Raw genomic sequence first — 8,755 nt, forward strand, 5'->3', positions numbered from 1 at the left:
CAGCCAGAGAGAAGACGACGCCGTGAGCAAAGAGGCCATGGACTGGGCGCTTGAGTACGCCCCGCCAATGCCGTCTCAGCTGGTCGCCACGCTGAGCGGTCTCGCTCGGCACGCTGACAGCAAGGGCCGCGGCGCCTACCCCTCCGTTGGCCGGCTCGCCGCGTACACCTGCAAGTCCGAACGGTCCGTGGAGCGGGATCTCGGCGAGCTCCGCAAGCTCGGATTGATCTGGCTCGGCGACCAGGCGAAGGCCGCGCACCTGCCCGAGGGAAAGCGTCCGAGGGTGTACGACCTGGCCCTCGAAACGGTCGTCCCGGGCGGTCGAGCAGGACGCGATGAGGCGACGCGGGCGTCACGGGTGACGCTGACGTCATCCCGCCGCAGGGGCGGGAAGAAGAAGCCCAGCTCAGACGCCTTCCCGGACCCGGGAACGGGTGACGTCCACGTCACCCCTGACGTGGACGTCACCCCTGACGTCCACGTCGCTGATGGGGTGACGTCCACGTCGCTGGAGGGGCGACGCCCACGTCACCCAAACCAAAAGAAGAACCTAAGTACTGAAGGGGGGAGCGCGCGCGTGCCGTCGGCAGCCTCTGCGGCACCGCACGACGACAGCGCTCTGGCCCCCATCGACGAGTTCGGTTTCAAGATCAGCGACGAGATGCGGCGCTGGGCCAAGCGCGACGGCTACAGCGACCTCGTCGACATCGACTACTCCACCGCGCAGTTCCTCGACCACTACCGCTCCACCGGCGCGCAACGGCACTCCTGGCCGGCCGCCTGGCAGAAGTGGATCCGCGAGGACGCCAACCGCGAAGCCAAGCGCCGACAGCGCCCCAACCTCCGCGCCGTATCGGGCGAGTCCTATGCAGACAAGGGGATCTACTAGTGACCATCGAGCTCGCACCGCCCACCGACACCTTCGAACGTGTCCCGCCGCAGGACGAGTACGCCGAACTGTTCGTCCTCGCTGCGTGCCTGCAAGGAGCCCAGGCCCTCACGACCGCTCTGGAGATCCTCACCCCGGCCGCCTTCTACCGCCCGATCAACGCCACCGTCTTCCGGGCCATGGCCGACATGCGGGCCGACGGCAAGAGGGCCATCGACCCGATCACCGTGAACAAGCACCTCGCCGACGCCGGCGACCTCGGATCCGTCGGCGGACCCGGCTACGTCTTCTGGATCATGCAGCAGTGCCCCTACGCCACGAACCCCGGCGACTACGCCGAGGTCGTCCACGACCGGGCCCTGCGCCGCGACCTCATCAAGCACGGTGCCAACCTCGTCGAGAGGGGCTATCAGACCGAGACCGCCACCGCCGACCTCGTCGAGAAGGCCGTCACCGCCGCCCGGGAACTCCGCGACCAGGGCATGGCGGCCGAGGAGCTGCCCACCGAGGACATCCTCGACTTCGTCGAGCACGAGGACACGTTCAACTGGATCGTCCCCGGACTCCTCGAGCGCATGGACCGGCTGATCCTCACCGCGTCCGAAGGCGGCGGCAAGTCCACCCTCCTCCGCCAGATGTCAGTCACCCTCGCCGCCGGTATCCACCCGTTTCGCACCTGGGAGACCATCGAGCCGGTCAAGGTGCTCACCCTTGACTGCGAGAACTCGGCTGCCTCCTCGCGCCGCAAGTTCCGCCCCCTCCTCGCAGCCGCCGCGAAGATCGAGCAAAGCGTCCGGCGAGGCATGTTCCACATCGAGTGCCGCCCGGAAGGCCTCGACCTCACCCAACCCCGCGACCGCGCCTGGATGATGCGCCGCGTCGAAAAGATCAAGCCCGAAGTCCTGATCATCGGCCCCGTCTACCGGCTGCACGCCGGCGACCCGAACAGCGAAGAGCTCGCCCGCAAGGTGTCCGTCGTCATCGACGAGGCCCGCGCCACCGCCGGATGCGCCGTCCTCCTCGAAGCCCACGCCCCCCACCACAACGGCATGGGACAACACCGCAACCTCCGCCCCCTCGGCAGTTCCCTCTGGATGCGCTGGCCCGAGTTCGGCTTCGGCCTCCGCCCCGTCGAAGACGAAAAGTCCGCCGCCAACACCGAAGGCTGCCGCGGCCGACGTGTCGTCCCCTGGCGCGGCATGCGCGACGAGCGCGACTGGCCCGCCTTCATCCGCCAAGGCGAGAACTGGCCCTGGGAGACCTACACCCCGATGGACGCCGACCAGTTCACCGGCTACTCCCCGACAGGAGCGATCTGGTGACCGACACCTGCCCGAACTGCCTCGAGCGCGGCATAGCCCCGATCGCATCCCGCCACCGCGGCCAGCACCTCGCCCACGGCTACCGCTGCCCCTGCTGCCGCCATCAGTGGGCCGTCGGCCGCCTCGCCACCGTCTACCCCACCCAAACCCACACCCAGATCCGAAAGGCCGCCTGATGGACGTCAATCCGCTACCCCGCCTCGGCTACTGCCCCGCCTGCTCCGATGAGGTCCGCGTCCGCGCCGACGGCACCCTGTTCAAGCACTCCAGCCCCGGCTGGCCCTGCTGCCCCGGCAGCCGTCGCCCCGTCGGCCTGCTGGAGCCCACCTTCGTCCGCTGGCTGCACGCCAACGCCGCCCGCAAGGACGCCTACACCAACCGGGTCACCCACCTCGCCCAGCACAAGTTCCGCGGCTGCACCCGCAGCCCCAACCGGACGCCGGCCGACATGACGTGGACGACCGCCGAGGAGCTGCACGATGAGCTGCACCGGCAGCAAGTCCGACTCACCGGCTCTGAGAACCGGTCCGGGTACGGCGGCACGGAGCGCTGCGACTGGGTCTGCCGCGACGTCACCACCGCCAGCCGCATCTACGCCGAGCTGGCCGCCGCATGACCGCACCCGGCACCCCCTGCCACGACGACGGCCAGCCCACCGACGTCCACGCCGCTCGCTACACCGAAGCCCTTGGAGCCGCAGCATGACCGAGACCCCGCTCGCAGTCCTCGAGCTCGAGAAGGAGGGCTGCCAGACCTGGCAGCTCACGCCCCGCAACATCAGCCGCGTCGACAACGACATCGACAAGCTCGGCGTTTTCGCCAAGGGCTACTGGGCCGCCGGAGACGACGGCCGCCTCGAATGCGTCGGCCTCCGCATCGGCGACCGGCCCGGCCATGTGATCGCGTTCTACGGCGACTGGATCATCCGGCACCCCGACGGCGGGTTCACCGTCCACGCCGCGGCCGAGGAGGCCAGCGCATGAGCGGGCAGCCCGCCGCGGTCGAGTTTCTGTACGAGCTGTGGGATGCCAACTGGGACGACGGCCCCCTCGGCAACTACCGGATCCTCCGCCACCGGATCACGAAGAAGACCGCCCGCCGGATCTACTTCGTGCGGTGCGGCGACCGGCCCGCGTTCGTCGACCGGCAGCGCATGGAAGCCGCCGGGGAGATTTTCTACCGGCCGATCGCGCGGACCTTGTACCTGGCCGAGCCGACGCTTCCCCGCCAGCCGAAGCCGGCGTCACTGCCGGAGCTCAAGGCCGCCATGGCCGACGCCCACCCCGACCGAGGCGGCACCAACTCCGCGTTCATCGCCGCCCGCCAGAGGTACGAGCGCGCCCGAACCCTTCCGTGACCGCCGCCGCCCAGCACTACGCCGACCTCGCCGCCGCCGTCTACCGCACCCACCGAACCCGAAAGGCCACGACATGACCGCCCAGCCCGCCCGCCGCCAGCTCACCGAGCTCGAGCATGACGCCGCCTGGCACGCCATCGAAGGCGCGGCCGGCGAGGAAGGCGCCGATCCCGGCACCGTTCTGACCGCCGTCCTGACCGCGCTCGGCATCGACCCGCCAGAGCTCGACGAGATGGCTGCCAGCCTCCGCCGCGACGGCTTCGGCGACGACGAGATCACCGAGATCCTGCGGCACGACGACGCCCTGTGCGGGCACTGCGGCGTTCCCAAGGTCAGCCACCACCACCCGTGGACCAGCACCGCCGACACCATCGCCAGCGCTCCGCAGCACGCCGCAGTCCCCACCCCATGACACGTCCGGCCGGCTGCGGGATAGGCAGCCGGCCGGACACCCCGATCCTCTCACCGCACCGAAGGAGAACCTGATGGGCATTGACTTCAGCCACGGCGGCGCGCAGTGGGCCTACTCCGGCTTCGCCCTCTTCCGAAAGACCATCGCCAACCACGAAGGCATCGACCTCGGCAAGATGCAGGGCTTCGGCGGCAACCGCCACTGGGACTCCGTGGCCACCCCGCTCCGCCCCCTGCTCGACCACTCCGACTGCGACGGCGAACTGACCCCGGCCGAGTGCCGGGAGGTTGCACCCGCCCTCCGCCGGATCGTTGAGGCGATCTGGGAGAGCGGCGACTACGACCACGGCAGTGGCCTGGCCCTCGCTGACGGCATGGAGCAGGCCGCCGCGAACGATGAGCCGCTGGAGTTCCAGTGACCGCGCCTGCCCGGCAGTTGGCCCGCCGTGAACTCCAGGCCCTCCACCTCGTCGCGGCGGGCACCACCCACGCCGAGGCCGCCCGACAGCTCGTTATGACCCCGAAGGGATTCACGGCGACGGTGAACCGGGCGATGCGCAAGCTCGGCGCCCGCAACGCTCCGCACGCGGTCCTTCTGGCGTGCCGGGCCGGGATCCTCGACGGCCGTCTCCTCGAGCACGGTGACCACAACGGCTACGAGACGCACATCCGGCGCCGGATCCCGCTGTGCGACGACTGCCGCGACGGCGAGAAGGCGTACCGCGACGGACTCAAGGCTGCACGGCAGGCCCAAGAAGCGGCCTGAGGGCCCTTCTCCCGCGATTGCAGCGAAATCCCGACCCGTTTCACACCAGAGCCCCTGAGAGGCGCTCAGAGGCCCGATGTAGCCCCGCCGCCCCGACCCGACACCCGGAGGAACCCATGACCGTCGTGCCACTCAACACCGAGACCGAGGTACGGGCCTTCGTGGCCCTCTGCCTGAAGACCCGCACCGTCAGCAAGCTCGCCAAAGTCATGCCCGACTGGCTGCGCGGCCCCGTCGAATCCCACGCCCCCGACCTCGTCGAACTGCGGGAGACCGCCGAACACGCCGAAGCCCAGGCGACCAAGGCGCGGCGTGACTACACGAAAGCCCTCGGCGCATGGATCAGCAGCGAGGCCGGCCAGTGACCGCCCGCCCCCTCGCCATCGGCACCCGAGTAACCCACGTCAACCAGCAGTGGGCCACCAGCACCGCCACCCCCGACGGGACCGCCGAGATCCTCGAGACCCGCGGCCCATGCAACGACGGCACCTGGGAGTACCGGGTCCGCGCCTGCCGCGACTTCAGCCGGCGGCCCGGATCCGACAACCCGATCGACCGTGAGACGTGGTGGAACTCCCGCGCCACCCGACCCGCGAGCACCCAGCCGTGACCGGCCTCGCGTTGGAGGTCGACGGCTGGCCACCCGAACCCTGCGACATCGCCATCCCGGCACCACCCGTGCGCACCGGCCACGGCAACCCGTGCGCCAACGTGCCCACCGGCGAAGACCGCGACGTCGACACCGTGATCATCAAAGGAGAGCTGCTCTGATGCCCACCCCGCCCACCCTCCGCGACCGGGCCCTCGACGCCGTCAAGCAGGCCATCAACACGCTCGGGATGTGGCTGCCACCCGCCGGCCGGGAAGCCGTTGTCGATGCGGTGCTGGCCACCACCGCCGCCGAAGCCTGCTGCGTCTGCGGCGGGGGGCCCGTCACCTACCGGAACTACCGCGAGCAGCCGTTCTGCCAGCCCTGCGCCGACGGGCAGCCCCGCGTCTGCACCCACTGCGGCGGCGACGGATACGACCCAGAAGACCCCGGCGACTACGACCCGGCCGTCCACCAGCACAACCCCAGCACGCGGCAGCCGTGCCCCGAGTGCATCCAGAAGGGGATCCCGCCGCGGCTGGACATAACGCCACACGCCAACCGCGACACCTGCCTCGACAACCCGCAGCTCACCGCCGCGATCGGCTACCCGGTCCGCTGCCCCCACTGCGAGACCACCGTGCCGCCCACCCACTGGACCAAGCACCTCCAACGGCACCACCCCGACGTTGGCGCCTTCCCCGCCGCCGGCTACTGCCCGCACTGCGGACGCGGCGACGCAGGACCCACCGCCGACGAGTACGAAGCCCTGCGGAAGCGGGCCCGCCAAGACGCCGCAGCCAGCCGCGAATCCGAACGGCAGCTCCAGCAGCAGATCGATCGGCAGGCCAAGGAGATCGACCGGCTCCGGGACGCCCTCGCTGGCCTCCACGAGGGCGAGGAATCCCACCCCGAGGCCGCGAACAGCGGCAGCCCCGCCCAGTGGATCTGGAGCTGGAATCGCGCCGCCCCTGAGCAGCGCCTCGACATGGCTGGCCGCATCCTCGCTGCTTTCGAGACCGCCGATGGCTGCTTCCTGCTCAACCACAAGACGGAGACGCCCCGCCGGAAGTCAGCTGAAGCCACCATCGAGCGCGTTCGAGAGGTCGCCGCCTGGCTACGACTGAACTACCCCGGACTGGACGCCGGGCAACGAGTCCTCGCCGCGCTCGAACCGCCGAAGGAGGTCCCCGATGCCTGACCGCATGGAGGAACCCGGCATCTGCCCCGACTGCGACGGTCTCGTCGTCACCACCTGGAACGACCTCACCCCCTTCATCCGCAGCATCAGCTACGACGGCGGCCCGGCAGTCCACGCCGAAGTCTGGATCGCAGTGGCACCCGAGCCGTGCGACAAGCCGCAACCGCCCACCGCCTGACCCAACCCGTACCGCCCGCACAGGAGTTGCCGTGAACGAGTCCACGAACTGCATCTGCTGCACCCGAGAGCTGTGGGAAGACGAGCTGGGGAGGTTCGCTTGCCGCCCCTGCGAGCGCCGCATCGGCGACCAGCTCGCCGCGATAGCCGGCCCCTACGGCCTGTACGCCCGCCTCTGCCTCCGCATGGAACCCGGCGCCCACACCGGAGGCGAGATCGTGTCCGGCAGCAGCAGCCCATCCATCCCTGCCAACCTGCAGATCCTCGACCTCACCGCGGCCGGCGGGATTGTGGGGACGTTGGAATCCTGGGTGGAGGAGTGGTCCAGCCAAGGACTCGCCACCCGAGGCACTGGCGGACGGCTTCAGCACCGCATCGACCAGGCCGTGGCCACCCTCCGGCTCAACCTGCCGCGGGCCGTCGAGCGGCATCCGGCGCTTGATGAATTCGCTCGGGAAATCGATGGGATTCAGCGGACCGCCAAGGCGCTCGTCGACGGCGGGCGGGAGCCGGTCAAAGCCTCTGCGGTCTGCCTGGGCTGCGGGGGAGGGTTCAAGTTTGGGCTGTTCGACATCGGCGGGACCGACTGCAACCGGTGCGGGCACCACCACACGCGGGCGCAACTGCTACAGCCCGAGCAGGCGAACGCGTCCGCGGCATGAACGAAGCCCCCGGCCTCATCCGAGGTCGGGGGCAGTCGTGTGTCCGGGGTCAGGCCTGAGGCTCCTCGTAGGGCGGGATCGGAATTGTGTAACTCAGCGCGTACCGGTCCGCCGCGATCACGATGTCGCACGTCTCCACCGCCCGGTCCTCGACGTAGTACGTCCGAACGATCTCGATGACCGGCACGCCGGGCGCCATCCTCAACGCCTCACCCTCGTAGGGTCGCGGCGCCCGCGCAGTCACATCCTCCGTGACGTGCGTGATGTGCAGCCCGATCGAATCCATCCGCGGCACCACTCCAGTGATCGGCCCGCTCTCCGGGTGCTCGATCGGCGTGCCACCCGTTAGCGCGAGCGGCTCGTAGGACGTGGACAGCATCATCGGCGTCTCGTCCGCAAGGTACGTGTAGGTCGTGCGGACGACCTGGTCTTCGGGTTCGATACCGAGGCGTTCGGCAATGGCTTGGGTTGCCGTCGTGGTCCGTGTCGTGTGGTCCCACTCGGAGCGTCGGCCTTCGGCCTCTGTGGCGCGCTTCATGGGCGAGGCGACCGGCCGCTTGCCGTAGAGGTCACCCGAGATGCGGCGTTCCGGGGGGCGTTGGTCGCGGACGAAGGTGCCCCTACCTTGCTCCTTCTTGACGAGACCTTCGTTTGAGAGCAGCTCGACGGCGCCGCGGACGACGATCCGGGAGACGCCGTACTCGGCCATGAGGTCGACCTCGGTGGGCAGTCGGTCTCCAGCCCGAAGGGCGCCGTCGAGGATGCGCTGTCTGATGTCGTCGGCGATCTGCTGGTAAGCCGGCTTGCCCTGATACGCCACTTTGCCCCTTCCTTGGCCATTGGTCACAACAAGTGAACCACGGGGCTGACCGGCACATCTACGGCGGATCGCGTGATGACACGCTCACAGCCTTGCACTGGAACGACATTCGTCATAACCTTTAGCCATCGGCAACTTCGACAGAAGCCGCAAGTTCTGCAATGCCCCAGAGCGCGCAAAGGCCCCAGCAGGTTGATCCCGGTGCTACCAACACCAGGCCTGCCAGGGCCAGCGCATCAGAGATTGGGTCTCAGAGATGCAGCACAAGCCTAACGTGCCTGCCCCGCAGAGAGGGCAGGCCACCGATCCCCTGAAGGTCAAGGCCATCGCCGACGTCCTCGACGTCGACAGGGCGACTGTGTACCGCGAGATCAAGTCCGGCCGCCTGACTGCCTACCGCGTCGGCTCCGGACGAGGCACCCTCCGCGTCAACCCGACCGTCTTCGAGCAGTACCTCGCGGACCGCGGCATCCCGGCGATGACGTCGTGAGCGCCGCGATCACCGCATGCGACTGGTGCGGACAGGGCAGCCGCGACCCCATCGAACCGCAGGACGGCGAG

At 69.5% G+C, this 8,755-nt stretch carries 17 protein-coding genes; 16 read left to right on the top strand and 1 reads right to left on the bottom strand.

Translation table 11 applies throughout. The features are described from left to right. The first annotated feature begins 67 nt into the window (after nt 1–67). The 15 genes from OG276_RS26080 (at nt 68) to OG276_RS26150 (ending at nt 7,374) form a co-directional block, all read left to right on the top strand. The gene (locus OG276_RS26080) at nt 68–889 is read left to right on the top strand and encodes a helix-turn-helix domain-containing protein (RefSeq protein ID WP_266909122.1); all 822 of its coding nucleotides are present in this window, start codon (nt 68–70) and stop codon (nt 887–889) included. Further along, the gene (locus OG276_RS26085; protein ID WP_266909123.1) at nt 889–2,211 is read left to right on the top strand and encodes an AAA family ATPase; all 1,323 of its coding nucleotides are present in this window, start codon (nt 889–891) and stop codon (nt 2,209–2,211) included. Before OG276_RS26080 ends, OG276_RS26085 begins: the two co-directional genes overlap by 1 nt. Continuing rightward, the gene (locus OG276_RS26090; RefSeq protein ID WP_266909124.1) at nt 2,208–2,387 is read left to right on the top strand and encodes a hypothetical protein; all 180 of its coding nucleotides are present in this window, start codon (nt 2,208–2,210) and stop codon (nt 2,385–2,387) included. The genes OG276_RS26085 and OG276_RS26090 overlap by 4 nt, the downstream gene beginning before the upstream one ends. Next, nucleotides 2,387–2,827: a hypothetical protein gene (locus tag OG276_RS26095; RefSeq protein ID WP_266909125.1), complete on the top strand. Its 441-nt coding sequence runs from the start codon at nt 2,387–2,389 to the stop codon at nt 2,825–2,827. Before OG276_RS26090 ends, OG276_RS26095 begins: the two co-directional genes overlap by 1 nt. Nucleotides 2,828–2,912: 85 nt before the next feature. Next, nucleotides 2,913–3,194: a hypothetical protein gene (locus OG276_RS26100; RefSeq protein WP_266909126.1), complete on the top strand. Its 282-nt coding sequence runs from the start codon at nt 2,913–2,915 to the stop codon at nt 3,192–3,194. Then, nucleotides 3,191–3,568 carry a hypothetical protein gene (locus OG276_RS26105; RefSeq protein ID WP_266909127.1) on the top strand — a complete coding sequence of 126 codons (378 nt, stop codon included), beginning with the start codon at nt 3,191–3,193 and terminating at the stop codon, nt 3,566–3,568. The genes OG276_RS26100 and OG276_RS26105 overlap by 4 nt, the downstream gene beginning before the upstream one ends. A gap of 73 nt (nt 3,569–3,641) precedes the next feature. Then, on the top strand, nt 3,642–3,980 hold the full coding sequence (locus tag OG276_RS26110; RefSeq protein ID WP_266909128.1) for a hypothetical protein: 339 nt from the start codon (nt 3,642–3,644) through the stop codon (nt 3,978–3,980). A gap of 73 nt (nt 3,981–4,053) precedes the next feature. After that, the gene (locus tag OG276_RS26115; protein WP_266909129.1) at nt 4,054–4,398 is read left to right on the top strand and encodes a hypothetical protein; all 345 of its coding nucleotides are present in this window, start codon (nt 4,054–4,056) and stop codon (nt 4,396–4,398) included. Then, nucleotides 4,395–4,745: a LuxR C-terminal-related transcriptional regulator gene (locus OG276_RS26120; protein ID WP_266909130.1), complete on the top strand. Its 351-nt coding sequence runs from the start codon at nt 4,395–4,397 to the stop codon at nt 4,743–4,745. The genes OG276_RS26115 and OG276_RS26120 overlap by 4 nt, the downstream gene beginning before the upstream one ends. Before the next feature lie 116 nt (nt 4,746–4,861). Continuing rightward, complete coding sequence (locus OG276_RS26125) at nt 4,862–5,110, top strand: hypothetical protein (RefSeq protein WP_266909131.1); 249 nt, start codon at nt 4,862–4,864, stop codon at nt 5,108–5,110. Next, on the top strand, nt 5,083–5,355 hold the full coding sequence (locus tag OG276_RS26130) for a hypothetical protein (protein ID WP_266909132.1): 273 nt from the start codon (nt 5,083–5,085) through the stop codon (nt 5,353–5,355). Before OG276_RS26125 ends, OG276_RS26130 begins: the two co-directional genes overlap by 28 nt. Continuing rightward, nucleotides 5,352–5,516, top strand: coding sequence for a hypothetical protein (locus OG276_RS26135; protein ID WP_266909133.1), 165 nt, complete (start codon nt 5,352–5,354; stop codon nt 5,514–5,516). The genes OG276_RS26130 and OG276_RS26135 overlap by 4 nt, the downstream gene beginning before the upstream one ends. Next, on the top strand, nt 5,516–6,535 hold the full coding sequence (locus tag OG276_RS26140; protein WP_266909134.1) for a hypothetical protein: 1,020 nt from the start codon (nt 5,516–5,518) through the stop codon (nt 6,533–6,535). The genes OG276_RS26135 and OG276_RS26140 overlap by 1 nt, the downstream gene beginning before the upstream one ends. Beyond that, nucleotides 6,528–6,713, top strand: a complete 186-nt coding sequence (locus tag OG276_RS26145) for a hypothetical protein (RefSeq protein ID WP_266909135.1) — start codon at nt 6,528–6,530, stop codon at nt 6,711–6,713. The genes OG276_RS26140 and OG276_RS26145 overlap by 8 nt, the downstream gene beginning before the upstream one ends. Nucleotides 6,714–6,744: 31 nt before the next feature. Beyond that, on the top strand, nt 6,745–7,374 hold the full coding sequence (locus tag OG276_RS26150) for a hypothetical protein (protein WP_266909136.1): 630 nt from the start codon (nt 6,745–6,747) through the stop codon (nt 7,372–7,374). A gap of 49 nt (nt 7,375–7,423) precedes the next feature. Here the strand turns inward: OG276_RS26150 and OG276_RS26155 are convergent, their stop codons facing one another. Further along, nucleotides 7,424–8,194: a GntR family transcriptional regulator gene (locus tag OG276_RS26155; RefSeq protein WP_266909137.1), complete on the bottom strand. Its 771-nt coding sequence runs from the start codon at nt 8,192–8,194 to the stop codon at nt 7,424–7,426. 256 nt (nt 8,195–8,450) lie between these two features. Between OG276_RS26155 and OG276_RS26160 the strand changes: the two genes are divergently transcribed. Continuing rightward, nucleotides 8,451–8,684 (top strand): helix-turn-helix domain-containing protein, encoded by a 234-nt coding sequence (locus tag OG276_RS26160; protein ID WP_266909138.1) that lies wholly within the window; start codon nt 8,451–8,453, stop codon nt 8,682–8,684. The last annotated feature ends 71 nt before the right edge of the window (nt 8,685–8,755 follow it).

Origin of the sequence: Streptomyces sp. NBC_00086, from assembly GCF_026343255.1 — a bacterium.
GTDB lineage: Bacteria > Actinomycetota > Actinomycetes > Streptomycetales > Streptomycetaceae > Streptomyces.